18 protein-coding genes are annotated in these 26,097 nt (G+C 68.7%); 14 read left to right on the top strand and 4 right to left on the bottom strand.

Features of this window, described 5'->3' with window-relative positions:
* The first annotated feature begins 11 nt into the window (after positions 1-11).
* Both B9S57_RS18940 and B9S57_RS18935 read left to right on the top strand, forming a co-directional pair.
* Positions 12-2,564, top strand: a complete 2,553-nt coding sequence (locus tag B9S57_RS18940; RefSeq protein ID WP_308457407.1) for a LuxR C-terminal-related transcriptional regulator — start codon at positions 12-14, stop codon at positions 2,562-2,564.
* 123 nt (positions 2,565-2,687) lie between these two features.
* Complete coding sequence (locus B9S57_RS18935; protein WP_103516743.1) at positions 2,688-2,885, top strand: hypothetical protein; 198 nt, start codon at positions 2,688-2,690, stop codon at positions 2,883-2,885.
* Positions 2,886-2,951: 66 nt separating this feature from the next.
* Here B9S57_RS18935 and B9S57_RS18930 read toward each other — a convergent pair whose 3' ends face one another.
* Positions 2,952-4,313, bottom strand: a complete 1,362-nt coding sequence (locus tag B9S57_RS18930) for an anaerobic sulfatase maturase (RefSeq protein WP_103516742.1) — start codon at positions 4,311-4,313, stop codon at positions 2,952-2,954.
* Positions 4,314-4,755: 442 nt separating this feature from the next.
* On the opposite strand from B9S57_RS18930, the gene B9S57_RS18925 reads away from it, so the two are divergent.
* The 4 genes from B9S57_RS18925 (at position 4,756) to B9S57_RS18910 (ending at position 9,466) form a co-directional block, all read left to right on the top strand.
* Positions 4,756-7,110 carry an arylsulfatase gene (locus B9S57_RS18925; RefSeq protein WP_103516741.1) on the top strand — a complete coding sequence of 785 codons (2,355 nt, stop codon included), beginning with the start codon at positions 4,756-4,758 and terminating at the stop codon, positions 7,108-7,110.
* A 380-nt stretch (positions 7,111-7,490) separates the two neighbouring features.
* A complete protein-coding gene (locus B9S57_RS35575) occupies positions 7,491-7,640 on the top strand; it encodes a hypothetical protein (RefSeq protein WP_258036449.1) in 150 nt (49 codons plus the stop codon).
* Positions 7,637-8,044, top strand: coding sequence for an SHOCT domain-containing protein (locus B9S57_RS18915; RefSeq protein ID WP_103516740.1), 408 nt, complete (start codon positions 7,637-7,639; stop codon positions 8,042-8,044). Before B9S57_RS35575 ends, B9S57_RS18915 begins: the two co-directional genes overlap by 4 nt.
* Before the next feature lie 33 nt (positions 8,045-8,077).
* Positions 8,078-9,466 carry a DUF2252 domain-containing protein gene (locus tag B9S57_RS18910; RefSeq protein ID WP_103516739.1) on the top strand — a complete coding sequence of 463 codons (1,389 nt, stop codon included), beginning with the start codon at positions 8,078-8,080 and terminating at the stop codon, positions 9,464-9,466.
* Between the two features lie 124 nt (positions 9,467-9,590).
* Here B9S57_RS18910 and B9S57_RS35570 read toward each other — a convergent pair whose 3' ends face one another.
* Together B9S57_RS35570 and B9S57_RS18900 are read right to left on the bottom strand one after the other, a co-directional pair.
* Positions 9,591-10,196, bottom strand: coding sequence for a hypothetical protein (locus tag B9S57_RS35570; RefSeq protein ID WP_258036448.1), 606 nt, complete (start codon positions 10,194-10,196; stop codon positions 9,591-9,593).
* The gene (locus B9S57_RS18900) at positions 10,118-10,453 is read right to left on the bottom strand and encodes a hypothetical protein (RefSeq protein ID WP_258036447.1); all 336 of its coding nucleotides are present in this window, start codon (positions 10,451-10,453) and stop codon (positions 10,118-10,120) included. The genes B9S57_RS35570 and B9S57_RS18900 overlap by 79 nt, the downstream gene beginning before the upstream one ends.
* Positions 10,454-10,615: 162 nt before the next feature.
* Between B9S57_RS18900 and B9S57_RS18895 the strand changes: the two genes are divergently transcribed.
* The 6 genes from B9S57_RS18895 (at position 10,616) to B9S57_RS18875 (ending at position 22,953) form a co-directional block, all read left to right on the top strand.
* On the top strand, positions 10,616-11,059 hold the full coding sequence (locus B9S57_RS18895) for a DUF6325 family protein (RefSeq protein WP_181011395.1): 444 nt from the start codon (positions 10,616-10,618) through the stop codon (positions 11,057-11,059).
* Positions 11,060-11,110: 51 nt separating this feature from the next.
* Positions 11,111-11,392 carry an SHOCT domain-containing protein gene (locus tag B9S57_RS18890; protein ID WP_103516738.1) on the top strand — a complete coding sequence of 94 codons (282 nt, stop codon included), beginning with the start codon at positions 11,111-11,113 and terminating at the stop codon, positions 11,390-11,392.
* A gap of 235 nt (positions 11,393-11,627) precedes the next feature.
* A complete protein-coding gene (locus tag B9S57_RS36435) occupies positions 11,628-12,938 on the top strand; it encodes an SRPBCC family protein (RefSeq protein WP_374935960.1) in 1,311 nt (436 codons plus the stop codon).
* Between the two features lie 42 nt (positions 12,939-12,980).
* Entirely contained in the window at positions 12,981-14,321 is a 1,341-nt protein-coding gene (locus B9S57_RS18885) for a DUF1254 domain-containing protein (protein ID WP_103516737.1), read from the top strand.
* A gap of 552 nt (positions 14,322-14,873) precedes the next feature.
* A complete protein-coding gene (locus B9S57_RS18880; protein ID WP_103516736.1) occupies positions 14,874-22,148 on the top strand; it encodes a LamG domain-containing protein in 7,275 nt (2,424 codons plus the stop codon).
* 286 nt (positions 22,149-22,434) lie between these two features.
* A complete protein-coding gene (locus B9S57_RS18875; protein ID WP_258036445.1) occupies positions 22,435-22,953 on the top strand; it encodes a transposase in 519 nt (172 codons plus the stop codon).
* 384 nt (positions 22,954-23,337) lie between these two features.
* Here the strand turns inward: B9S57_RS18875 and B9S57_RS18865 are convergent, their stop codons facing one another.
* A complete protein-coding gene (locus B9S57_RS18865; RefSeq protein WP_103516734.1) occupies positions 23,338-24,372 on the bottom strand; it encodes an alcohol dehydrogenase catalytic domain-containing protein in 1,035 nt (344 codons plus the stop codon).
* Between the two features lie 436 nt (positions 24,373-24,808).
* Here B9S57_RS18865 and B9S57_RS18860 point away from each other — a divergent pair, with 436 nt between their 5' ends.
* Both B9S57_RS18860 and B9S57_RS18855 read left to right on the top strand, forming a co-directional pair.
* Positions 24,809-25,393: a hypothetical protein gene (locus B9S57_RS18860; protein ID WP_103516733.1), complete on the top strand. Its 585-nt coding sequence runs from the start codon at positions 24,809-24,811 to the stop codon at positions 25,391-25,393.
* Between the two features lie 46 nt (positions 25,394-25,439).
* A complete protein-coding gene (locus B9S57_RS18855; protein WP_103516732.1) occupies positions 25,440-26,072 on the top strand; it encodes a CBS domain-containing protein in 633 nt (210 codons plus the stop codon).
* Positions 26,073-26,097: the final 25 nt, after the last annotated feature.

The raw sequence follows: 26,097 nt of genomic DNA, 5'->3' as shown, positions 1-26,097 counted from the left end.
GCAGACCGCGCGTGACCGAGTGCCTAACCGAGGCCCTGGCGGGGCCTTTGGTACTGGTCAACGGGCCTGCGGGAGCAGGCAAGACACTGCTCGTCGCCGATTGGGTCGCCACCTCGCCACGACCGGGGCCGACGGCGTGGTTGACGGTCGAGGCCAGTGACAACGCCCCCGGAATCTTCTGGTCCTACCTCCTGGGGGCCCTGCGACACCACGGGCTCACCGTGTCCGACGACGTCGGCACTCCGGCTCGCCCGGACGAGGTGGACCCCTCGTTCCTGTCCCGGCTCGCGGCTCACCTGAGCCGACAGCCCGAGCCGGTGATCCTTGTTCTTGATGAGTTCGAGCGGGTGTCCTCGCCGGAGATCGCCGACGAGCTGCAGTTCGTGCTCCACCACTCGGGCACGGGGTTGCGCTTGGTCCTCATCAGCCGTACCGAGCCGCTGCTGCCGCTACACCGGTACCGGGCCGCCGGCGAAGTGACCGAGATCCGTGCCGCCGACCTGGCGTTCCTGCCTGAGGAAACGGCCGAGCTGGCCGTCCGGCACGGCCTGTCCCTGCCGGATGACGGCACCCGCGCCCTGACCAAACGTACCCGGGGGTGGGCCGCGGGTCTGCGGCTGTTCGTCCTCGCGGCGCAGCAGGCGGAGGACCCGGAGACTTTCCTGAAGGAGTTCGAGACGGGACAGAGCACGATCGCGGACTTCCTGCTGGCCGAGGTGCTCGACGCCCAGCCCGCCGAGAGTCAGGACCTGCTGCTGAGGAACAGCATCTGTGAGCGGACCCACCCCGGCCTGGCGAACGCCCTCACCGGACGGGACGATGCCGCGCCGATCCTTACGGAGCTGCAGGACGCCAACGCGTTCGTCGAGCACATCGGTCACTCGTGGTACCGGCTGCATCCTCTCTTCGCCGAAATCCTGCGGGCCCACCTGAACACCAGGTATCCCGGGCTCGAACGGCAACTGCACGGCACGGCAGCCAGATGGCTGAGCGACGCCGGGCGGCTCTCGGAAGCTCTGCCGCACGCCGCCGATGCGGAGGACTGGGAGTTCGCCGCGGACCGGTTCGTCGACGATCTGGCGATCGGGCAACTGTTCACGGGGCTCGGCGCGGACCGCCTCGGCGCGTTGTTCGCCCGGATGGCGCCGGAGACCTCGTGCCCTGCTTCGGACCTGATCCGTTCGGCGTCTGCGCTGGCTCGTTACGACATCGATCGAGGTCTAGAGGGTCTGGAGCGGGCCGAGGCGTTCCTGGCCGAGGCTGGGGCGTTGAACAGCTCGGCCGCCCAGCTGAGCTGTGCCTTGCTGCGCATCCGGGCCGCCTGCCTGCTCGGCTCGGCGGAGATGGCCGAGACCGCTGCCCGGCGTGCCGGGAGACTCAACGGGCGGGAGGGGCTCACCGAGCGCCTGGAGGCGCATCCGGAGATTCCGGCTCTGATGCTCGCCGGCCTTGGATCGGCTCGGCTGTGGGCAGGCCGCTTCGAGGCGGCCCGGTCGGCCCTGTCCGAAGCGGCGAAGGCGCCCGGCGGCCCCTCGACGGCTGTCCCCCGGCATGAATCCCTGGGCCGGCTCGCCCTGATCGACTTCCTGCCGGGATGGCCGGGCCGGGCGGAGGCGCTCTCGCGCGAGGCGATCTCCGAGGCGGAGCGCTCCGGGCTGCCGGCCGCCGCCCGTTCCTCTGTCGGGGAGCTGGTGCTGGCCGCTGTCGCCATCGACCGCAGCGATCTCATCGCCGCACGAACACATCTCCACCAGGCGGCCGTGTCCGCTGCCGGAAACCGCGACCCGATCGTGACGTCGTGGCAGGCCATCGTGCGCTCCCGGCTGCTGCTGACCCGGGGCGAACACGAGCAGGCCCTCCGACTCCTCGACAACGTGGAAGAAGCACCGTTCGCCGAGACGCCCTCGCCGTGGGTGGACACACAGGTGGCCCTGTCCGCGGCCGCCGTGCACATGGCCCGGGGACACCCGCAGGCAGCGGTGGCGGCGCTGGCCGAGCAGAGGGACGCCGGGCCGGAATGTGCGACCGCCTCGGTCTGTGCCCTGCTGACGGCCGGCGACACCGAAGCCGCACTCACACTCCTCGGCACTCTGTCCAGCGTCAACGGCCGCGGAGCGGCCGTCAGGGTCCCGGCCCTGCTGGTGCGGGCTCAGGCCGCCGACGCGCTGGGTGACGCCGCCTCGGCGCGGCGCCTCGTGGCCCGCGCCCTGACCGCCGCCGGACCCGAGCGCCTGAGGCGGCCGTTCCTGGAGGCCGGCCCCTGGCTTCGGAAGCTGCTCGACCAATGTCCCGCTCCTGGGCAGGTAGCAGAATGGCTTTCGACCGGTCTGTCCACGGTGGATTCCGGCGAGCCGGCCCGGGCCCCGGTGCTCGAGCCGCTCAGCGAACGCGAACGCGAAGTCCTGGGCCGACTGGCGCAGATGATGTCCACAGAGGAGATCGCCGCCGACCTCTTCCTGTCCGTCAACACGATCAAGACCCACTTGAGGAACATCTATCGCAAACTCGCGGTGACTCGGCGTGGCGAGGCGGTGCGCCGGGCCCGGGAGGCGGGGTTGCTGTGAAGCCGGTCCGGCAGTCGGCCGGGGTCACCCTGCCAGGGTGATGATGTGCGCCGCGCGACGGCACAGCATGAGAGTGAGGGGGACAGCCGGGAGCGGCCGTACCGCTGCAAGGGATGCGTGCTCATGCTCTGTGAGATCCGCGTCGAAGGGCAGATGTCGAGGACGATGACCGAGGCGTTCCCGGAGCTGGAGAGCTGCGTCGTGTTCGGGCAGACCCTGCTCTTCGGCCAGGTCGTCGACGAGGCGCATCTGTACGGGCTGCTCGCGCGGTTCCAGTCACTGGGACCGCATGTGGTGGAGATGCGCAGGCTGGCTCCGTGATCGCCCAGTGCGGGCCGTGGCCAGGGGTGCGGCGCTCAGCAGCCGGCACTCCACACATCGTGACAGCTACGCCTGACTTGTCGCGACGGGTCGGCCGTGGCAGCGGGCCCATTTGCGTCCGCCTCCGCACGAGCAGGGCGCGTTGTGCGCCCGCTCGGCGTCGGCGCTCGCGTACTGGCGCATGATCAGCGCGGGGGCCTGTCCCTGGCGCAACAGCCCGGCCATCGTGTGCATCGGCCGGTCGACGTGGTGGAAGAACGCCTTGAAGCCCGGGCACAGGTGGTTGAGGCCGGGCTCGCCCTCCGGTGTGGTGTCGAAGCGGTCCTTGGGGCAGCCGCCGTGGCAGGCGAAGCGGACATCGCAGTCGAGGCAGTACTGCGGGAGGGTGTCGTACTTGTCCTGGCCGAACTTCCGTTGCTGCGGTGAGTCGACCAGCTCCAGGATGTGCCGGTCGCCGATGTTGCCCAACAGGTACTGGGGCTCGACGAAGTGGTCGCACGAGTACAGGTCTCCGTTGTGTTCCAGGGCGAGGGCGGCGCCGCACGTCCTGGAGTGCACACACAGGGAAGGCTGCTCCCCGTACCAGTTGGCCAGGGCGACGTCGAACATCTGGACGTAGACCTGACCGACATCGCGGCGTACCCAGTCCTCGAAGACGTCGATGAGGAACCTGCCGTACTGCTCGGCCGTCACCGACCGGTCGGTGACGCGGTGGCCCTCCTGCCGGTACAGGGGCCGGTCCTTCGCGCGGGCGCCCCAGCCGTCGTTGGCCAGCGGCAGGGTGCGCGCGGTGGTGCGTTCCACGATCGGGATGAACTGGATGTAGTCCGCACCGCAGTCGTCGCGCAGGAAGGCGTAGATCTCACGGCCGTGCCCGGCGTTGATGTCATGCAGCGTGGTGAGCGCGTTCCACTCCACGCCGTGCTCGCGCAGCTGGCCCAGCCCGCTCATGACACGATCGAAGGTGGGCTTGCCTCCCTTGTCGACCCGGTAGGCATCGTGCAGCTCGCTCGGCCCGTCGATCGACAGGCCGACCAGGAAGCCGTTGTCGCGGAAGAAGCGTGCCCACTCCTCGTCGACGAGTGTTCCGTTGGTCTGGATGGTGTTGACGATCCGCTGCCCGGGGCGCGCGTACCGGCGCTCGAAGTCTAGTGACCGGCGAAAGAAGTCCAGGCCCATCAGCATGGGTTCACCCCCCTGCCAGGCCACCGTGACCTCGGGCGCCGAGCCGTGCGCCTCGATCAGCTGCCGAATGTAGGCGTCGAGCAGCCCTTCCGCCATTCGGAATCGGCTGCCTTCGTAGAGCAGTTCCTTGGACAGGAAGAAGCAGTAGGTGCAGTCCAGGTTGCAGATCGCCCCGGCCGGCTTGGCCAGCAGATGGAACGGTCGGCGGCGGATATCCGGATCGGGCAGTTCTACGCTGGTCATCCTCCCAGAATGGAGCTCCGGCGCCTTGAGCGCGTCACCCTGTACGGGTGACGCGCTCAAGGACCCCGCCGGACGGGCGACCCGTCCTGCTCCCGCACCGCGACTTCGAGCAGACCATGGGCGACGTTCAGCGTGACCACCGCTGTGAGACCGCGAGGCCGACGTACCTCCTTGGGGCCGAGCGGGCGTGCGGCGCTCACGGCGTCCACAGGCAGCAGCACGGAGACCACTGCCAGGGGCCGAGAGCTACGGGAGGCCACTCACGTTCCCCACGGCGCGGAGCGACGGGGAGCACTCGATGACGTCGAACGCCCACCGTGCGTGCCAACGTGCCACCCGAGAGTTTCTGTCAGTCACCCGTACGGGGTGAGGCATGCCCCGAAGGCCGGGGCCATGGTGAAGACGACAGCTTCTGAGAACTCGGGGAACGAGGAGCATCGTCATGGCCAAGCCCTTCAGGGGGAAGATCGCCCTCGACATCCATGACTCACAGCCGGACTGGGGCCCTTTCCTAGCGCCCAAGGCGGCCGAGAACGCCCCGAACGTGCTGGTGATCGCGTGGGACGATGTCGGCTACGGGACGATGGACTGCTTCGGCGGTCCGGTCAGAACGCCGACGATGACGCGGATCGCGAACATGGGCCTGCGCTATTCGAACTTCCACACCACGGCACTGTGCTCCCCGACCAGAGCCTCGCTGATGACCGGCAGGAACGCGACGTCGAACGGGATGGCGACGATCGCCGAGTTCAGCTCCGGTTTCCCCGGGATATCCACCCGCATCCCGTTCGAGAACGGATTCATCTCGGAGGTCCTGAGCGAGCGCGGCTACAACACCTACTGTGTCGGCAAGTGGCACCTCACCCCCGGCGAAGAGACCAACATGGCCGCGTACAAGGGTCGCTGGCCGCTGGGGCGCGGCTTCGAGCGGTTCTACGGTTTCCTCGGCGGCGAGTCGAAATGCTGGTACCCGGACCTGATCCACGACAACCACCCGGTGTCACCGCCGGCCACGCCCGAAGAGGGCTACCACATCGCCAAGGACTTCTCCGACAAGGCCGTCCAGTTCATCCAGGACGCCAAGGTCGTCGACCCCGACAAGCCGTTCTTCATGTACCTCTCGCTCGACGCGGCCCACGCGCCGCACCACGTCTTCAAGGAGTGGGCCGACCGGTACAAGGGCGTCTTCGACGAGGGTTACGAAGCGATCCGGTCCGGGATCCTGCGCCGCCAGAAGGACATCGGTCTGCTGCCGGAGGACACCGAGCTCTCCCGGATCAACCCCCATGGCGAGCCCGCGGCGACCGGCCCTGAAGGCCAGCTGTGGCCGATGCTCGACACGGTCCGGCCCTGGGCCGACCTCAGTGCCGACGAGCAACGGCTGTTCGTCCGGATGGCCGAGGTCTTCGCCGGATACGTCTCGTACAGCGACGACCAGCTGGGACGGGTGCTCGACTTCCTCGAGTCCGCCGGCGAGCTCGACAACACGATCATCGTGGCCGTCTCCGACAACGGGGCGAGTGGTGAGGGCGGACCGAACGGGACGTTCAACGAGTGGCGGTTCTTCAACGGCATCGACACGCCGGCCGAGCTGTCGCTGGAACACATCGACGAGCTCGGCGGACCGAAGTCGTACAACCACTACAACACCGGCTGGGCCTGGGCGTTCGACACCCCGTTCCCGTACTGGAAGCGCTGGGCCGGTTACGAGGGTGGCGTGGCCGACATGTGCCTGGTCGCCTGGCCCGCGGGGATCGAGGCCCGGGGGGAGGTACGCCAGCAGTACGTCCACGCGGTGGACGTCGTGCCCACCCTCTACGACCTGCTCGGCACCGAACCACCCGAGGTGATCAAGGGCTACCCGCAGAACCCGATCGAGAGCGAGAGCTTCCGGGATTCGCTCACGGACCCCGATGCGCCGGGACGGCAGACCCAATTCTACACCATGCTCGGGCAGCGGTCCATCTACCACGAAGGGTGGCTGGCCTGCACGGTTCACCCGCCGCTGAGCGGCTGGGGCGACTTCGCCAACGACGTGTGGGAACTCTACGAACTCACCACCGACCGCGCACAGTCGACGGACCTGGCGGCACGGGAACCTGCCCGGCTGGAGGCTCTCAAGAACCTCTGGTACTACTACGCGGGCATCTACAAGGGGCTGCCGCTGGACGACCGTACCGCCCTGGAACAGATCCTGGCCGAACGCCCGCACGGAACACCCGAGCGGGACCGCTACGTGTACTACCCTGACTGCGCGGCGGTGCCCGAGCAGTCCGGCGTCGTGACCAGCGGCCGGTCGTACACCATAGCCGCCGGAGTCGATGTCGACTCGGCCGACGCCGAGGGCGTTCTGTACGCCCACGGCGGTGTGGCGGGCGGTCACAGCCTCTACGTCAAGGACCGTCGCCTGCACTACGCGTTCAACTGGGTCGGCAGCGAGCTGCAGGTCGTGGACGGTGACCGGGAGATCCCGCCGGGCAAGCACGTGCTCACCGCCGAGTTCGCGGTCGCCGGCCGCAGCACCGACGCGGCGATGCCCGGCGCCGCGGGCACGCTCACCCTCTACGTGGACGACCAGCGGGTGGGCAGCGACGACATCGTTACCCAGCCCGGCAACTTCTGCGTCGTCGGAGACGGGATCTGCGTGGGCCGCGACGACGCCTCACCGGTCACCCCCGACTACGAAGGGCAGTTCCCGTTCACCGGGGGCACGATCGACAAGGTCGTCGTCGATGTCTCGGGCGAACGCTACATCGACCACCAGGCGCAGGTACGCGGCTGGTTCACGGTCGACTGACGATGCTGCCCGCCGACGCTTCACCCCGCGCCACATCGCCGACGCCGCCGGGCCGACACCGTATCCGATCACCCGCTGCGGGCGATGCCACTCAAAGCTGACGGGGCTCGAACAGGAGCTGTGAAGGAACAACCTCACCACACTCGCTGACGAAGGAGCTGAACCATGGCCGACGAGCCCATAGGGGCGGATGGTGTCAGCGCCCTCGCCGGGGCCGACGCCCCCGTGTTCGAAGTGCTTGTCCAGATGACGCTCCACACGTTCGAACGGTCGGGACTGGGGGCCGAGACCTACCTGCTGACGCGCATCGCGGCGCTGGTGGGCATGGACGCGCCCCCGCCTCGTACCTGCTCAACCTCGGCGCCGCCGAGGAACTCGGCGTGCCCTGGGAACGGATCCAGGGCACCCTCGTGGCAGTCGCCCCCGTGGTCGGCAGCGCCCCCGTGGTGCCCGCCGCCCGCAGCATCGTTGAAGCCTTCGGGCTGCCCATGTTGCCCGACGGTGGCGAGGAAGAAGGAGCGGTGACATGAATCTGGGCTACGACTACCCGGTCCTCGGAGCGTTCTGGACGGTCATGTGGATCTTCCTGTGGGTCCTGTGGATCGTTCTGCTCTTCCGGATCATCGGCGACGTCTTCCGCGACGACACGCTCAGCGGGGCGTGCAAGACGGGATGGCTCGTCTTCGTCCTCCTGATCCCGTTCCTCGGCGTGTTCGTCTACGTCCTCTCCCGCGGCAAGGGCATGGGCAAGCGCGAGGTGCGCCATGCCCAAGCCCAGCAGCAGACGCTCGACGACTACATCCGCGCCACCGCCGGCGATGGCGCGGGGCCAGGCAGCGAAACGGAGCAGCTAGCGACACTCTCCGACCTCCGCTCCAAGGGGGACATCTCCGACGAGGAGTTCCAGCGGGCCAAGGAGAAGATCCTCCACTAGCCCTGTCCCGGCACACGGAAGGACGGAGACGACATGCGGCACCACACCCCGCAGGAGCGGGCCGCACTCGGTAAGGCCGCACGGGCCTCGGCACCCCGCTCCAGCCACGCCGAGTTCGCCCCCCGGCCGGAGCGGCCGGACCCGTTGCAGATCATCGAGAAGCAGTCGGCGACGCGGCTGCCCGAGCTCGTGCCGATCCGCTACGGCAGGATGTCCGAGTCTCCGTTCCGGTTCTACCGCGGGGCCGCCGCCATCATGGCGTCGGACCTCGCGGGCACGCCGACGACCGGGTTTCGAACCCAACTGTGCGGCGACGCCCACATGCTGAACTTCCGGCTTCTGGCGTCGCCCGAGCGACGGCTCATGTTCGACATCAACGACTTCGACGAGACACTTCCCGGCCCGTGGGAGTGGGACGTCAAACGCCTGGCGAGCAGCCTCGTCATCGCAGGACGATCGAACGGCTTCAGCGACAAGACACGGGCCACGATCGTACGGGCCACCGTGCGGTCCTATCGCGAGACCATGCGCTCTTACGCCGCGCTCGGCAACATGGCGGTCTGGTACGAGCAGTTCGACGTCGACCGGATACGGGACCGGTTCGGAGCGGACCTGTCCGCGCGGGGCCGCGCACGGTGGTCGCAGGCCGTGACCAAGGCACGTTCGCACGACACCCTTCAGGCCTTCGACAAACTCACCCACGTCGTCGACGGCAAACGCCGCATCGCCCCCGATCCACCCCTCATCACCCCCCTTGAAGACCTCCTGGCGGGTGACCGGCGCGATGCAGTGCGGCAGGAGATCCAGGGGCTGATCGATCGCTATGGCCAGAGTCTTCCGTCCGACAGGCGGTTCCTGCTGGAGCAGTACCGCGTGGCCGACATGGCCCGAAAGGTCGTGGGAGTCGGCAGTGTGGGCACCCGCTGCTGGATCGTGCTCCTGCTCGGCCGGGACGACGAGGATCCGCTGTTCCTCCAGGCCAAGGAGGCCGACGAGTCGGTGCTGGCACCTCATGTGGGGGCCGGCGCGTACCGGACACAGGGCGAACGGGTGGTCGCCGGGCAGCGCCTGATGCAGGCGACCAGCGACATCTTCCTGGGCTGGGAGCGTGTCGAGGGCATCGACGGTCGACGGCGGGACTTCTACGTAAGGCAGTTGAGGGACTGGAAGTGGGTCGCCACCGCCGAGGAGATGGTGCCCCGCGGCATGCGTACGTTCGGCGCACTGTGCGGAGCGACGCTGGCCCGGGCGCACGCGAGATCGGGCGACCGCACCGCCATCGCCGCCTATCTGGGCGGCGGGGACCTCTTCGACCGAGCGTTGGTGACCTTCGCCGAGAGCTACGCCGACCAGAACGAGCTCGACCATCAAGCTCTCGTGGCCGCCGTCCAGGCGGGACGCCTGCCCACCGCATCGGCCTGAAAGGGCAAGGCCGGAGGTCTCAGGGGCGGTGCCTCTCCTGCCTCGTCTTGCCTTGCCCGCGCCAAGCAGCCCGGAGAGGCACCACGTCCTCCGTACGAACGCCTCCGCGAGCGCCGCGCGCCGCTCAGAGTGCGGCGTCTCCAGCGCGGGAGTCGGCAGGCGGGGCGGAGCCGACCTCCAAGAACTCGCGAATCGCGAAGCCCACCAGCGTGAGCACCGCGGTCCACACCACGACCATCGGGGTCGGGTAACTCCAGGTGAAGAGGACGATCGCCGCGGCAGTATGGCGGCCCCGATCCAGTACCTGAAACGGTGCACGAACCGCCCGACCGGACCCAGGCGAAGCCCCGCCGACACCGCCACGTCCGAACGCCGCGTGTGCCCTGCGGTTGCCGTTCACCCAGACGAGGCTCTGACGGGCGGAAGCGAGAGCACGGTCTCGCCGGCGAACAAACCAGCCTTGACCACCTGCCTCCCGGGGCGTCCCAGGCCGCTGCCGGATCCGTGTAACCGTCTCGAAGGCACTGCTGGTGACCACCCGCTCCACCGTGCCGCTGACCAACCGCTGGAGACCGTTCGCGATCGGCCCGTCCAGCTCGCCGAGCAACTCGGCCACCCACGGCGGGACACCCAACTGCGAAGCCGCGGCCGTCAGCTCCTTGACCAGGGCTTCCACATCGACCTCCGCCAGCACGGCGGCGGTGACCCGGTTGGTGACCGCCTTCTGCACATCCGGATCACCGGCCAGCGCCCGACCGTGGCAACGTAGCGGTCGATGTCCCCCACGATGCTGTCCGCCCGCACCGCGACGACGGACAGCATCGACAGCAGCGCGGCGAGGAGGGTCAGCAGGACCGAGCCGAACGAGCGGAAGCGGTGATGTGACGCCGACGGCCCGCCCTTCTCCAGTGCGCTCAGCCGGCGCCGCAGTTCGTCCAGTTCCCCGAGCTCCCCGGCCGAGGGCCGGCCATCGCCGTTGTCAGTCATGGAAACAACAGCATCCGTACGGCGCGGGTCGGGCGAACCGTGCGAACCGGGCGAACCACACGGGTGAGCGGGGGCACTCCTGAGGTGCGCGGGCCGCAGGCCGATGATGCAATCGGGCCAAGGGGGAAACCACGAGCGCCGAAAGGCAACGGAGGCGACGCCTTGAATGACGAAATCGAAGAACTCGGCCCGATCGACTATCTGGTCGTCGAATTCCCTGGCAACCAAATGACAGGTGAGGGTTTCCCCCTTCTGGTCGATCTCGTGGACCGCGGCCTGATCCGGATCCTCGACCTGACGTTCGTCAGGAAGGACAGTGACGGTTCCGTGAGCGGCATGGAGATCGCCGACCTCACCGGCGACGGCGAACTGGACCTCGCCCTCTTCGAGGGCGCGTCCTCCGGGCTCCTGGGCCAGGACGACATCGAGGAGGCGGGCACCGCACTGGAGCCGGGCAGCTCCGCCGGAATCCTGGTATACGAGAACCTGTGGGCCGCCCCCTTCGCCGCCGCCCTGCGCCGGGGCGGAGCCCGAATGGTCGCCTCCGGGCGAATCCCCGTGTCAGCCGTCCTGGACGCGCTCGACGCGACCGAGGCCACTCCCTGAACCACACCCGCCAGCGGTTGCTGAAATGTTCCGAGAAGAAGGGAAAGAGCCATGCCAGGTCTCCTCCGAGGGGTCGCGCGTACCGCAGTCATCGCCGGGACCGCGACCTCCGTGTCGAACCGTGTGTCACGCCGCCAGCAGGGACGCTGGGCAGAGCAGCAGGGATCCGCGGCACCCTCAGCTCAGGCGGCGTCCTACGCCGAGCCGGCTCCGGCGAGTCCTGATATGACCAGCAAGATCGAGCAGTTGAAACAACTCGGCGAGCTCAAGGCTCAGGGCATCCTCACCGAGAGCGAGTTCGAAGCGCAGAAGCGCACGATCCTCGGCCCCTGACCCCGAAGACCCCACATGCGCGATCCTGCCAACGCGCGTCGATTCCGCGAACCCCGACCTACCACCGAGAAGCCTCCCCAGCACGCCCGCAAGCACCGCGTATGTGACGAGCCGCCAGTACGGGGGCGCCAGAGCCGGGCCGAGCGACACGGCTCCGAAGACGAGAAGGATCAGCGTAGCCCCCCAAATTCTCCTCGAACTCCGTATCGCTCCTGGAGGATTGCCCTGATGTATAGTGGAACGTCCTCGACGGAAGAATGACGTCACCGCTGGACACTGGGGCCCGCTCGCCACGAGCGGGGACACTTTCCTCAAGTCCGCGCGCTTTCGCTGTGAGCGCCAGGTGGAGATCGCCGCCCCGCCCGAATGGATCTGGAAGGTACTGACCGGCGACGCACTGGTCCGCTGGGCGTACGTGTTCACCGGCATGCGCTGGGGCCCGCCACCTCCGATCAGCGTCGGATCGATCCGCGAAGTGACACTGCTGGGAGTGCTCACCGTCCGCGAGCGCTTCCTCCGCTGGGAAGAGACGAAACAGTTCACGCACACCGTCGTCGAGGCATCCTTGCCCGGCCTGCGCCGTGCCGCGGAGGACTGGATCATCGAACCCACCCCCAGCGGCTCGCGCCTGACCCCTAAACACTGGCAGTCGAAGCCCGCCCACTGGCCTCACCCCTCGTGTGGGCAGGCAGTCCGATCACCCGCTTCCTGCAACGCCGCGTCATGCGCGTCCTCCGCTCCCATGCCGCAGTATGTCGCTGGGTGTCTTCCCGTCCGGGCAGAAGATACGCACCTTCTCGTAGTCGGGAACGCTCCGCGTGGTCTTCACGACCTCGACGCCCATCAGCGGCGGAGCCGAAGGCGGCCCCGGAGCGCTCGGCGCGGAGAACGCCGGCCCGGCGGCCGACATCGCGAGCCCGACCGCCGCAACGCAGACGGCGAGCCGGGAAAGTGGGTGCTGCCGAAACCTCATAGAACCTCAATCCGTGAGAGCGCAACGACGTCGCGCAGCGCGATCGCACTAGAGCCCTGCGTGACCGGACGCCAGTGCTGCCTCATCCGATCCAGTGATCACCACCGGCATCGACCCCATGCCCTCGCAGAATGCCGTAGGCGCTCTCGCACTTGCCGCGACCAGCGAGCGCCAGCCGTCCTGAGCGACATGCACGCGACGGCACCACCCCGAGTGCTCAGAGCAAGCCCGCCAGCGCGGGGCTGTGAACAGTTGACTCCGTCGCACATCCGTGGTGGCGGACCCGCCCGGTCGGAGAGTCACAGGTCCCGGAGTCGGCAGACCCGCACGGTGCCCGCGGACGGGAGCCCCGCGCGCGGGGGCGTCTTCCGCACGGCAGTCGCGTTCGCCTACGGAACATCGAGAGCAGGGCACTATTCGCACGCTCTGCAGCTGATGGTGGGGGAATCTGGCACCCCGTTGCTGCCGGATGTGCGGCAGGGCCCTGCGATTGACACACCCGGCAGGGGGGCCAGGTGGGTGGCTCGCTGCTCCCCGGTGCGTCCCGGTCGCGGGCCGAGGTGGTCCGGGTGACGATGGCGGCTCGGGCTGTTTCGCAGACGAGGGCGGTGCACGGTGTCGGATCTAGAGGCTCTGGCGGCGGAGGCGTACGTGTACGGCTTCCCGCTGGTGTTCAACCTGGACGAGGTGGAGCGCTTCACCCGCAAGGGCATGGGGTCGCTGGCCCCGACCGCCTTCAACAGGTTCAGCCATGCCGACACCCTGGCAGGGCCTGACGACACCTTCGTCAGCATCAACAACGACACCGTCTACTCCATGGCGCAGCTGGACCTGAGCGGTGGGCCGCTGCTGCTGCGGGTGCCCGACACGGGTGGACGGTATTACGTGTTCCAGTTCGTCGACGCGTGGACGAACAACTTCGCCTACGTCGGCCGCCGGGCCACCGGTACCGCGGCCGGGGCGTTCCTGCTCACCGGGCCGGGCTGGAGCGGCGAGGTCCCCGCGGGTACGGTCCGGATCGCCTCGCCGACCTCGGTGGCCTCGATCGTGGGCCGCTGGGCATGCGAGGGCCACGACGACTTGTCCGCCGTCCGAACCCTGCAGCAGGCCACCGCCCTGACCCCCTTCGGCGACCGTGCCGCGCCGGCCGGGCTCCCCGCGCCGGAGGCCGCCGTCGAAGGGAGCGATCTGCTGTTCTTCGAGAAGCTCCGCACCCGGATGCGGGCGTTCCCGCCCGCCGGCGCCGACCAGGACTACCAGCAGAGATTCGCGCCACTGGGGCTGCTGGAATCCGCCAGCCCCTACAGCGACCCGCCCGCCGGGCTGCAGCAGGCGCTGCGGGCCGGCCACACCGCGGGCAAGGAGCGGGTGGAGCACGCCACCACTCACGGCAGCAGCCCGGAGCAGAACGGCTGGAAGCTCGCCTACGACGCCTTCAACTACAACCTCGACTTCTTCGGGCCCGGCACCCTCAACACCCCTCAATGGGTCTTCTCCGACCGGGCGACCGCCCGGGTCGTGCGGGCGGCGGCCGCCCGCGCCGGCCTGTGGGGCAACCACGGCTACGAAGCCGCCTACGCGATGACCTGGAACGACGGCGACGGCAGCCCCCTGGACGGCACCCAGGCGTACACACTGCGGTTCCAGACCACGCCGCCGGTGGACGCCTTCTGGTCGATCACCATGTACGACCTGCCCGACTACTACCTCGTCGCCAACCCCATCAACCGCTACTCCGCCGGCGACCGCACCCCCGGCTTGCACTACGAGCGTGACGGCTCGCTGACCCTGCACCTCCAGCCCGACCGCCCAGCAGACCCGGCAGCAGCGGCCAACTGGCTGCCCACCCCGCCCGGGCCCTTCCGCCCGGTCCTGCGGATGTACCAGCCACGCCCCGCCGTCTTCGACGGAACCTACAACCTCCCCCCGATCACTCCCCAGCACAGCCCCGCATAGGCCGCCGACCGCCGAGGTCACGGTCCATGCCTGCCAGGAGTCCCTGGTCAGGGCCCGATGGTGAGGTGAGCTGAGCGGCGCCGGGAAGCGGCGCGGCGGTGAGCGGACAGTGGATGGCCCGAATGGGCTGCGGCGGAGGTGGGCGGAGGTGCGGTCACGGTCGTCCAGGGTCCAGGCGGAGGCACCGGACCGCTTGCGGCTGGTCCGGTTTCTGGCCGCAGGTGATCTCGCTGAGCGGCCTTGTGCGGGCGTACAGCCGCCTGACGGTCCGTCCGGGCGGCAGCCTTCGACCTCGCCGAGGACTGCACAGTCCGGCCTCCTGACATAGCATCAAGTCACTTGCTGATGAGGTGATTTCGAAACGACCCCTTCACTAAGGGCCCACATGTCAGACTGCCCGGTGCATCCCACAGGGTGCACCGCAAGTCCATCGCCGCTCCGGACCGCAGGGGGAACCGGAGGCCCGGCGTTCATGCTCGTGGGAGGGGAACAGTGGCATCTCAGGATTCCTTATTCAAGGTCTACGGGGACCGTTCGTACCGGCACGTGACCATGGCGCGGCATCAGGGCACGACCATCGCGTTCGCGATGGACACGTCCCATCGGATCGTCTACTCCGTGCTGGACCTGTCCGGCCCGTCGACCAAGGGGGAGGCGGATGCCGCGTACTGGAGCGAGAACCCGGCCGAGCTGCCCTTCCCCAGGGAAGTGGCCAAGGTGGGGTACGCCGTCGTCGGCCCGACGGCGATGCCGACGGTCAAGCGGGGCGGGGCCGAGGCGGCCGCCACTGAGCGGCCGACGGCCGAGGAGACGGACTCCTTCCTGTCCACCACCGCCCGGCTGACCGCGGATGCCCCGTTCCACGTGATGTCCGACGGCACGTACGTGGTGGTCCTGCGGCAGTCGATCAACGAGACGCACCCCGCCGCGGTGTTCAATCTGACCGGCGGCGGCTACTCAGCGGACGCGTCCCGCAACGACTACACGCTCAGCGGCACGAAGAAGGTGCCGCTGGTGCGCGACACCCTGCTGTGCGACCGGTTCCTGCTGGTGGACGGCAAGCTCAAGCCGGTCCTGGAAGTGCGCTACAAGCGCAGCCGGCACGCCACCCTCCCGGAGACCGCCAAGGACAGCCTGGGCACCGAGGACATGGAGGGCCGCCCCTTCTACGAGCCGACCCAAGCGCTGTCGTTCGTCCGGCACCTGACCCAGGGCCGGTTCGCCGCGGTGCTCGTGCCGACCGCGATCAGCGGTGCGCAGCGCTGGCAGCTGTTCGCCCACAACGACGCCACCGGGCGAATCGACTCCTTCAACATCGAGCAGGGCGCGCAGGGCCTGTTCAACACCCAGGGCACCCGCTTCTACACCAGCCCGGACCCGCTCTACCGGGACGCGGTGTTCGAGCGCAGCCCCGGGGCCTGCCCGTTCACCAAGCGCGAGCTGGTGCCGGTGACGGGCACCGAGGGGTACGCGGAGACCTCGGTGCGGCTGGCCGGCGCCGATCCCCACGTCGACCTGGGCGATCCGGTGGCGTTGCGGTTCGGGGGGAAGCCGTACTCGATCGAGGCGTGGGTCAAGCCCGAGGAGCTCAGCGGCCCCGTGGTGGCCAGGGGCGCGGCGTACCAGCTCGCCCTGAGCCCTGACGGCACGGTGTACCTGGCCCACAACGCCGGCCCGTGGCTGATCAGCTCCAGCGACAGGATCGCGAAGGACGTGTACAGCCACATCGCCGGCACCTTCGACGGCAAGACCGCGCGGGTGTACGTCAACGGCAGGCTGTCCGGCAGTGGGGACATGCCGTTCGTCGACGACGCCGGCGCGGTCGCGTTGATCGGCAAGAAGGTCCACCAGGGCCGGACGGTCGGCTACTTCAAGGGTGACGTCGACGAGGTCCGGATCTGGAACCGGGAGCGCTCGGCGGCCGAGCTCGCCGAAGACATGAATTACCGGCTGGTCGGCAACGAGCCGGGCTTGGTGGCCTACTACCGTTTCGACGAGGGCGCGGGCACCACTGCCTACGACCAGACGGACAACGCCCTGCACGGCACGCTCGGCGCCGATGTGCGGTGGACCGGCTCGGACGCACCCGTCGGTGACCATCCCGGGGTGCGGCGTGACAGCTTCGTGCTCAAGGGCCGCTCGGTGGTGTCCGGCATGTCGGCGGTGCTCTACCACCAGCAGGAGAGTGCCGTCGCCGGGTACCGCCCCGATCCCAAGCCCGCCAAGCGGCAGGCCCGGGTGATGCTGGCGTTCGCCGCCAAGTACGGCCAGAACCCGTGTCTGGCGAGCCTGGACTTCGCGGTCGGTCGCGACGGCCGGCTGGCCCAGGTGCCGGACGTGCTGGACCCGGCGCTGCTCAAGCGGCCGACGAAGGGCCAGGACTCGGAGCAGATCAGCAAGCTCCAGCAGGACATCAGGCGGCTGGAGCCTGAGGTTGCGAACCTTCCACCGGAGATCGCCCGGCTGGACGCCACCGCGGGCAAGGTGGCCGAGCGGCAGGCGGAACACGACCGGCTGAAGGCGAGTTTCGAGGACCTGGAGCGACGCTACTTCGCCGAGAAGGACGTGGTGACCGCCTGGATCTACAGCCTGGAGCTCAAGAAGCCGGGCACGGTGGACGGCACGGCACCGTCGCGGCTCTTCCCCGCCCACACTTCGCAGAACGAGGCCGCGGTGACGTTCGCCGCTGTCGCCTCTGCAGCCGGGCGGAACTGGCGGGTGGAGGAGGTCGGGGCGAACCAGGACGGCCGTCCCTGCTACTTCCTGGTCGCCCACGAGCGCAACGCGGACCTGCGTGTCGCCGGCAACTCAACCGCGGACAACGCCCGGCTGGTCACGGCTCTCTCGCGCGAAGCGAGCAACCCGTCCGAGCATTTCCAGCTTGTTTTCGAGGGCGAGTATGTCCGCATCGTCAACCGCAGAAGCCGCCTCGCGATCGGCCTGAGTTCCAACGCCGACGTGCCCGTGCCGGTTCAGTCGAGCGAACACCTCAAGGCGGAATCGGGCCTGTTCCGCATGACGCGCCTGTCCATGCGCTCGGGTCTGGACGCGCAGTACCTCGCGGCCAAGGAGAAGATGGACGCCGCCCGCGCCCTGCTTCAGGAGGCGAAGACCGCCCAGCAGCGTGTCGGCGAACTCAAGCTCACGCTGACCGCCAAGCAGGCGGAACTGCAGGACGCCCGGGACAAGCTGGGCCGCCTGTCGGGCGCCCTGCAGGGTGACGACGACCTGACGGTGGCGATGCCGCTGCTCGCGGTGGACAGCACCGGTCTGAGCCTGTCCGGCGGCCTGCTGGTATTCGCCCGCGGTACGGATCGGCCCGCGCTGCTGGACAGCGGCACCGGCAACGTCGTGCTGTACTTTCGCGGGTCCGACGACCAGTTCTTCGCCGTGTACTACGACACCGCTGTCGTCCGCGGAGCCCAGACGCTGGCCGGGGACGGCGGCACGCTCACCTTCCTCGCCCGCGACCCCGGGATCACCCTGGACGGCGCCACCATCAAAGTCGGCGACGGCGACGCCCCGGGCCGCTGCGACCTGACCGTCACCGTCGGCGCCGACACCGAGACCTGGAAGTCCCTTCCCCGCAAGACCGACCAGATGGCGGCCGCCCTGGCCGGGAACCCCGGCCGGCCGGTGACGGTGGGCGCGGTAGCCCGCGTGACCGGCAGCACCGTGGAGCTCACCGCGGCCACCACCGCCCCGGTGGCGGCCAAGGCCCACCTCATGATCGGCAGCGCCGGGTACGCGGTGGACGCGGACGCCCCCACCGGCTCCAAGACGCTCACCCTCTCGACGGCGGTCACCGCGATCAAGCCCGGCGACAAGGTCAGCCTGGTGGGATACGACTGGGCCCGGGCCGAGTCCACCCGGCCCGGGGTCCTGCTGTCGACCGGCTCCCGTCTGATCTCCCTGACCACGGGCAGCGTCGACTCCGTGCCCAACGGAACGGCCAGGGCGAGCATCACCGGCCGCGGCTGCCGCTGGCGGGCCGAGATGCCGGGCCGGGCCTTCCTGCTCGACGGCAAGGACCAGTACCTGACGCTGCCCGCCGCCAAACTGCCGAGCGTCACCCCGACCGGCGACGTGACCCTGGAAGCCTGGGTCCACCCCGACTCCGGGCAGGGCCGGATCATCCACGCCAAGACGGACGAGTCCGCCTACTCACTGGCGCTGGCCCCCGTGGGGCTGCCCGTCAAGCAGTTCATCGGCGACACCAAGGTCGAGCTGACCCCCTCCCTCGACCTGTCCAACCGCGACTTCACCGTCGAAGTGCGGGCCAAGCGCAACCAGTCCCGGGGCTGCCGCGAGCCGCTACTGACCCATGGCACCCTGCAAGGCCGGACGGACCAGACCCTGCACCTGTACTACGAGCCGAACGCCGCCTTCGGCTTCGCGCTGTTCAGCGACGACCTGACCACCGCTCAGTCCTACCCGGACCTTGAATGGCACCACTGGGCAGCGGTGTACAAGCACGCCACTCGCGAGCAGATCCTCTACCGGGACGGCACCGAGGTCGGCCGCCGCACCTCCACCGGCGTCTACACGGGCAACGGGCCGCTGGTCCTGGGCCACCAGTCCTTCACCGGCACCTACCTCGACGGCCAGATCGACGAGGTCCGCGTCTTCGGCCGGGCGCGCACCCAGCAGGAGATCTCCGCCGATTGCAACCAGCGGCTCTCCGGCCGGGAGCCCGCGCTGCTCGGCCACTGGACCTTCGACGGGCCGGGCAGCCCTGCCTCGCCGATCAAGGGCTACCAGGTGGTGGCCCGGGTCGGCGACCGGGTACTGCGCTCCGCGGAACGCTTCCCCTGCCACGAATGGGCGCACCTCGCCGCCACCTTCTCCCAGTCCTGGGCACTGCGCCTGGACGGTGGCGAGGGCCTGTCGGTCGCCTCGCAGAACACGCTGGACATTCTGGAGGACCTCACCATCGAGGCGTTCGTCAAGATCGAACGCCTCGGCACGCCGATGGGCCTGCTCGCCAAGGGCACCGTCGTCAACGGCGGCCGGGACGGCGTCCCGTACCAGCTGAGCGTCCTGGCGGACGGCAAGGTGGAGTTCGCCTTCACCGAGGCCGACGGCAAAGCCGTCCGGTACACCTCCGAGCGGGCCGTCACCGCCGGCGCCTTCCATCGCGTCAGCGTGGTGCGCCAGCGCCGCGAACCCGACGTCTCCGCCGCCACGCCGGCGAACGCGAACATCCAGCCCGAGCAAGACATCCGCTTCTACCTCGACGGCGGGTTCGTCGGCAGCCACCTGTACAGCGGCCCCGGCGCGCAGGCCAACAGCAGCGAACTGGAGATCGGCCGCGGGCTGCGCGGCGTCCTGGGCGAGGTGCGGCTGTGGAACGCCGCGCGGCCGGCCGTCCAGCTCGGCCTGCCGGTCACCGCGCGTGAGAAAGGGCTCGTGGCCCGCTGGGCTTTCAACGAGAACACCGGCAACGTCACCTTCGACGCCTCCGGTTCCTTCCCCGCGAAGCTGCGGGGCGCGCGCTGGACCCGCGACCCCGACCCCCTGGCCAGTCCGTTGCGGCTGTACCGCAACGGCGAACCGCTGTCCGAGGGTGCGATCACCGCGCAGGACACCGGCGCCTGGGGCGACCTCCAACTCACCCTGGGCGCACGTCTGGACGCCGGTATGCCCACCGAGCTGCTGACCGGAACCCTGGAGGAGGTGCGGATCTGGCGTACCGTCCGCACCCGGGAGCAGATCTCCGACAACCTGTTCACCCGCCTGCACGGGGGCAAGCAGGACCTGCTCGGTTACTGGCCCTTCGACCGGGACTCCACCACGCCCGGCACCACCCAGGTGCGCGACGAGGGCCTGCGCGGCAACGACCTGGGCTTCTCCGCCACGCGGCCGCGCATCCTGCTCTCTACCGCGCCGGTGTCCACCGACACCGCCCAGGTGCGCTCGGCCCTCGCAGACGTCCGCACCCCCTTCCACGACACCATCGCCGGCGCACCCGGCGCCACCGAGTACGCGGACCTCCAGTTCGACGCCAAGGGCGATACCCTCGGCGTCCTCAAACGCTGCTACGGCTTCGTCCGGGGCGGCCGCTGGCACCTGGTCACCGGCTACAAGGTGGGCGACCTGGTCACCGAGTGGGTCGGCCAGGCCCAGTTCGACCCGCAGCTCATGGGCTACGTCGAGGGCGCCCCGCCGGTGCCCTCGGAGAACCTCACCGACAAGGGGGACGGCTACGCCGGCGCCTCCTCGGTGGAGTTCGCTGAGGCCGACCAGGTGGTGCAGAGCCTGTCCTCCAGCAAGACCCGCAGCGTGAACGCCGCATTCAACATCGCCCTGGGCATCGAGACCGACGCGAGTGTCATGACGATCACGGCGCCACTGGGTTTCGGCACCGCCACCCCGCTGGCCGAGGGCCAGATGAAGTTCGGCCTGTCGGGCAGCCTGGAATACGCCAACACGTGGAGCCAGGACACCAGGGTCAGCCAGGGCAAGAACACCGCCCGCAAGACCAGCCTGGCGCTGACCGGCCACACCGAGGACCCCGCCAAGGTGCTGAACGCCGCGATCGGCCGACGGTACGTACCCGCCAACACCGGCCTGGCACTGGTCCAGTCGCAGACCGCCGACGTCTTCGCCCTGCGCCTGGCACACACCGGCGCCCTGGTCGCCTACCGGATGCTGCCCAACCCCGACATCCCGCGGGACTGGAACGTCATCCACTTCCCCATCAACCCCCGCTACACCAAGCAGGGCACCCTGGACGGCGCGGTCGGCTTCAACGACCGGGGCAAGGTCCTCGACCCCGACTACCCCACCGCCGCCAACTACGGCGAGTACAGCTACTTCAAACCGGGCGACGCCTACGCACTCAAGCGCCGGATCACCCGCGACCAGCAGCGGCTGCACGCCTTCTACGAATCGATCTCCACCGACCCGCACCGCCGGGACCCGGCCGAAACCCAGGCCACCGCAGTGCTGCACTCGATGGGCATGTCCGCCGGGCAGCAGGAGAGTGGCCGCAACACCGCCGGCAGCGCCGCCGCCAACGGCTTCTCGCACCGGGACCTGGTCAATACCTACGTCTGGACCGCGAAGGGCGGCTTCTTCGCCGAGACCACCGAGGCCACCGACGCCGTCAGCGAGACCACCTCCGGCTCCTACGCCTTCAGCGGCAAGCTCGGCGTCAGCTTCGAGGGCAGCTTCGGCGCTCTCGGCCTTGGTTTCTGGGGCCAGATGGACGCCTCGGTGGGCGGCGGCTTCAGCACCACCCGGGCCAAGGGCAAAGACGCCTCCCGCTCCTTCGGCCTGAACGTCCAGTGCGCACCCTCCGGCGACCTGCAACGCCGCGACAAGGATGGCAAACCGGTCTACGACATCGCCGGTAAGCCGGTCCTGGTGCCGGGCAAGGTCGACGCCTACCGCTTCCTCACCTTCTATCTCGGCGAGACCAGCGCCAACTTCGACGACTTCTACCACAAGGTCGTCGACCCGGCCTGGCTCTCGGGCAGCGATGCCTCCGACGCCGCCGCACTGCGGCAGACCCGCCAGAACTCCGCGAAGCCCCCGTGCTGGCGGGTTCTGCACCGCGTCACCTTCGTCAGTCGGCTGCTGGCGCCCGTCCCGCCGCCCGGAGCGCCGCCGCTGGAGAAGGCAATGCGCGCCGAGAACATCGACAGCAACTACGAACTGATCAAGCGTCTCGAACCGTACGTCCGTCCCGCCGCCACCAGCAGCGCCGCCCTCGCCACCGCAACCCGCGACACCCTGGCCGCCCAGCTGCCCGAACTGCTCCCCCACAGCGCCGAGATCATCACGTACCTCGGCCGCTACTTCGGCATGACAGTGGAGGACTGACAGCCGCCCGGCCCTCCCACACACTGGAGGGCCGGGCCGCATACCGTCGCGGCCAACCGCACCCGAGAGCCCGCAACCACCTGGAATCCCCGCGGCACTGAGCGACTCTGTCGGGGATCTTGGAGTTCTCGGGACGGGGGCTGTTGGTGCTTGGAACACTTCGGACGGTCCTGCGTAGTTCCGTCCTGCTGAGGTGGTCAGTGTCCGTTCGCCCCCGGTCCGGTGCGGTGGTTCCCGAGCTCACCGCCCAGATGGCGCGGGCCAGTAACCCAGCGGCACCACGGCGATGTGGGTACGTGATCACCTCGATGGTCTCTGGGACGACAGGGACTTCGCTTCCTGGTACCCGCGCGATGGCCGCCCCGGAATCTCACCGGCCCAGCTGGCCACGGTCTGTGTTCTGCAGTTTCTGCTCAATCTCTCCGACCGGCAGGCGGCCGAGGCCGTGCGGTGCCGCATCGACTTCACGTACGCACTCGCTCTGGACCTGGACGACCCGGGATTCCACCACAGCGTGCTGACGGACTTCCGTGATCGCCTGTGCGAGGACGACCGCGCGGACCAGCTGCTCTCCCTGTCGCTGACACGGATGCGGGAAGCCGGCGTGGTCGCCGAACGCGGGAGGCAGCGCACCGACTCCACCCAAGTCCTGGCCGCCGCGCGGGACCTCACCAGTCTGGAGCTGCTACTCGAAGCGGTGCGCGCGGCCTTGGAAGAAGCCGCCCAGCGGGCACCGCTCCGTGCCTGCTTTTGCAGGTCAAGGGCGGTCTCGACCTTACACCGACACCCCGTTCGGTGTTTGTGAGGAACATCGCTCCGGTCGGGCGAGGCGGCTTCTTACCAGGGCTTTCCCTTCGCGCCGGCGCCTGTTGGGACGATCACCCCGGGACGCGCGGGGACTCATGCTGACCGGATGCTGACCTACCTGATGAGCCATCAGGCATGCGGGAGGCCCCTCAGCACACACGGATGACGTGCGCCCACGCATCACCGACCTGTAGGGCAGCACTCAAGTACACCCAGGCCCTGGCCGGCGGTCGCGACTCCTTCCCCGGCCTATCCGACGAAGGCCACCGCATCGCGGACCACCTGACCGACCGACAGAGCCGCAAACGCTTGAGCACGCGGCCGGCATGAGCATCGAGGACGCCCCCTCAGAAGCCGGGGCCGACGGTTACGGTAGCGCCGATCAGCCAGGCCGCCGGAGAGCAGTTCTCAATTCTCCTGCTTCAGCCGCGGTAGCGAGAATCTCGTAGGCTTCTTCCGTCTGATCGAATTCCAGTTCCCGAGTAATAATTCGCGAGAGGCGCTGCATTTGCTTCGAAGTGAGCGTATCGAGAAGCCAAGGTGTGGACGATGCGTCGACCTGACCAGTGCTGATGGTGATATTCTTGCGCCACAATTGTTCAAGGTGCAGGGTGACTGCCGAATTGTGCATACCAACGTTCGCGATGCGGCCGCCTGATCGCACCGCTCTCGTACACAGAGTGAAACTATCAGGAGTGCCCGCCGCTTCGATGACTACATCAGCTCCGGGGCCCTCCGACAGCTCCGCTATCAGACGTCCCGGAAGTTCTGCGGCATCAGCCCCCAATTCGGTACCCATCTCCAATCGATGCGGCAGCAGGTCAACCGAAATAACGCGGGAAGGACCGAACATCTCAGCAATACTCACAGCGGCCAATCCGACGGGTCCTGCCCCTACCACCGCAACCACAACTCCTGGCCGCACCTTACCGTTGCGCACCCCGAGCTCGAAAGCCGCAGGTAGCACCTCGGAGAACAATACTGCCGTATTCATGTCCAGGCCGTACGGAAGTTTGTGCGTCGAGTGGTCCGCGAACGGAACACGGACAAAATCCGCCTGCGTGCCGTCTATTTCATGCCCCAGTAGCCACCCGCCCCCTTGCTTGCACTGACCATAGATACCTTCTCTGCATGAAAGGCAGTACCCGCAGGCGGAGATGGACGAGACAATCACCTCGTCCCCCGGAACCACTGAGTGCACCTCGGGGCCGACCTCCATGATCTCGCCAACGGCTTCGTGCCCCAGAACCGCGCCTGGCCGCACTTCACTGTCCTCCCCTCGGAGCATGTACAGGTCACCTACGCAGACCGAAGCCGCGTCGACCCGCACGAGCGCGTCGGTAGGCTGCTCGATCACCGGGTCCGGGACACTGTCCCAATGTCCTATTCCGGGGCCGTGATAAACAAATGCACGCAAAGTGCTCACTCCCTATCCCACGGCAGCTTGCCTAACGGTCAGCAGCCATACCCAGGCATTCACTGAGCACGGCCACGCAATCCTGCTGCGGTCCGTCTGTTCGCACAGCCCATGCCGACCTTCCTTACTCTGGCGACGCTGTTCCAGTCTCGGTTCGCGTTGGGTCGCTTCCGAGAGACGAAAGGGGTAGCCCTCGGGGACATTCGGCCCCTGTCTGACCGTGGCGAACGATTCCTGTGATTGTCCGGGGCAGCAGCCAAGGACCAGTCGGCCCAGCCGAATGCGTCGGATGGCCCTTCATCGTCCCCGCGTGTGTGCGGAGACTCGGAGTCGAGGACACCGGCGTACGCGCGGGAAGCCGCCGCGCAGGGGCCGTTTCACCGTCGTCTCAGGCGGGCCACCGCGATCAGAGCATGGCCTGAAGGGCTGTGACCCTATGTACGCAGTAGTAGGAAGCCGCCGGTGGCGTACGCATCCTCTGCGCCGGAAGGTCGACGTCCAGGAGGCCCGGCTGTGGCTTCTTGTTGCGGCGCTGACCCTCATGTGTGCTTCGTCGATCGGCATCGCGCACGGATGGGCAGCCTTCGAGCGCGAACAGTCAGTGGTCGCGGAGCAGCGGGCCGACCGGCATCTCGTACGTGCCACGGTCCTGCGCGACGCGGCCACGTCGACGCCGTGGACGGACGAGTCGGGACAATACCAACGCGTCCCGGTGCCGGTCCGCTGGGTGACGGCCACCGGCGGCGAGGCTACAGGAGAGGTGCCGGTCCCACCGGGGACCGAGCGCGGCGAACGAACCAGGCTCTGGCTGGACAGCCGAGGCAGTGTCACCTCCGCCCCACTCGAGTACCGCGACGTATGGGCCGAAGCGCTGCTGGTGGGCGGAAGCAGCGCCGCCGTGACCTTCGGCGCAGGCGCACTGGCCGGGATCGCCGTGCGAATGGGGTGCAACCGGCGTCGCGCGACCATGTGGGAGTCCGAGTGGAGCAGAGTGGAGCCGGAATGGAGTCGCCGCGCCTGACCTCCGACCGGACGATGTGCGAACTGGCCTACCAGGGGAGCTTGTGATGACGACCTCGCCTCACACCGTGAGTGATTTGATGACGCACACCGCGGTTGCTGTGGGCAGCAGAGCCACGTACAAGGACATCGTCAAGCTCATGGATCAGTGGAAGGTGAGCGCTCTTCCGGTGCTCGTCGGCGAAGGCCGTGTGATCGGGGTGGTCTCGGAGGCGGACCTTCTCCTCAAGGAGGGGAACCGTCCCACCGGGGGCTCCGGGCCGAGTGATCGCCCGTTCGCGGACTCTGCCAAGGCTGACGCTGTATACGCCGAGGAGCTGATGTCGACCCCTGCCGTCACCGTGCACGCGGACGCGACAGTGGCTGAAGCGGCACGGATCATGGCACGGCGCCACGTGAAGCGTCTGCCGGTGGTGGACGGTGGTGGACTGCTTCAAGGCGTGATCAGCAGAGGTGACCTGCTGAAAGTCTTCCTGCGCTCCGACGATGACATCGCAGCCGAGGCGCGCGGCGTACTGTCCGGACTTCCGGCTGCGGCAGACGTCGACGTACGGGTCTCCGACGGGGTGGTCACCCTGGGCGGGGCTCTGGCGGACCGGGCGCTGGTCCCGCTCCTCGCCCGAGCCGTTCGGGCCGTGGAAGGTGTGGTTGACATCCGCCTCGACTTCGGCAACCGCTGAGGCCTGCCGAAGCCCGCGACGAGCG

Source organism: Streptomyces sp. SM10, from assembly GCF_002910915.1.
Classification (GTDB): domain Bacteria; phylum Actinomycetota; class Actinomycetes; order Streptomycetales; family Streptomycetaceae; genus Streptomyces.
This window is presented reverse-complemented; position numbering and strand designations above follow the sequence as displayed.

Coding starts and splice junctions, on each gene's coding strand:
- B9S57_RS18880 (WP_103516736.1), top strand. CDS start 14,874: ATGGCGCGGCATCAGGGCACGACCATCGCGTTCGCGATGGACACGTCC.
- B9S57_RS18900 (WP_258036447.1), bottom strand. CDS start 10,453: ATGACTGACAACGGCGATGGCCGGCCCTCGGCCGGGGAGCTCGGGGAA.
- B9S57_RS18935 (WP_103516743.1), top strand. CDS start 2,688: ATGCTCTGTGAGATCCGCGTCGAAGGGCAGATGTCGAGGACGATGACC.
- B9S57_RS18855 (WP_103516732.1), top strand. CDS start 25,440: ATGACGACCTCGCCTCACACCGTGAGTGATTTGATGACGCACACCGCG.
- B9S57_RS18890 (WP_103516738.1), top strand. CDS start 11,111: ATGCCAGGTCTCCTCCGAGGGGTCGCGCGTACCGCAGTCATCGCCGGG.
- B9S57_RS18915 (WP_103516740.1), top strand. CDS start 7,637: ATGAATCTGGGCTACGACTACCCGGTCCTCGGAGCGTTCTGGACGGTC.
- B9S57_RS18875 (WP_258036445.1), top strand. CDS start 22,435: ATGTGGGTACGTGATCACCTCGATGGTCTCTGGGACGACAGGGACTTC.
- B9S57_RS18930 (WP_103516742.1), bottom strand. CDS start 4,313: ATGACCAGCGTAGAACTGCCCGATCCGGATATCCGCCGCCGACCGTTC.
- B9S57_RS18860 (WP_103516733.1), top strand. CDS start 24,809: ATGTACGCAGTAGTAGGAAGCCGCCGGTGGCGTACGCATCCTCTGCGC.
- B9S57_RS18910 (WP_103516739.1), top strand. CDS start 8,078: ATGCGGCACCACACCCCGCAGGAGCGGGCCGCACTCGGTAAGGCCGCA.
- B9S57_RS18925 (WP_103516741.1), top strand. CDS start 4,756: ATGGCCAAGCCCTTCAGGGGGAAGATCGCCCTCGACATCCATGACTCA.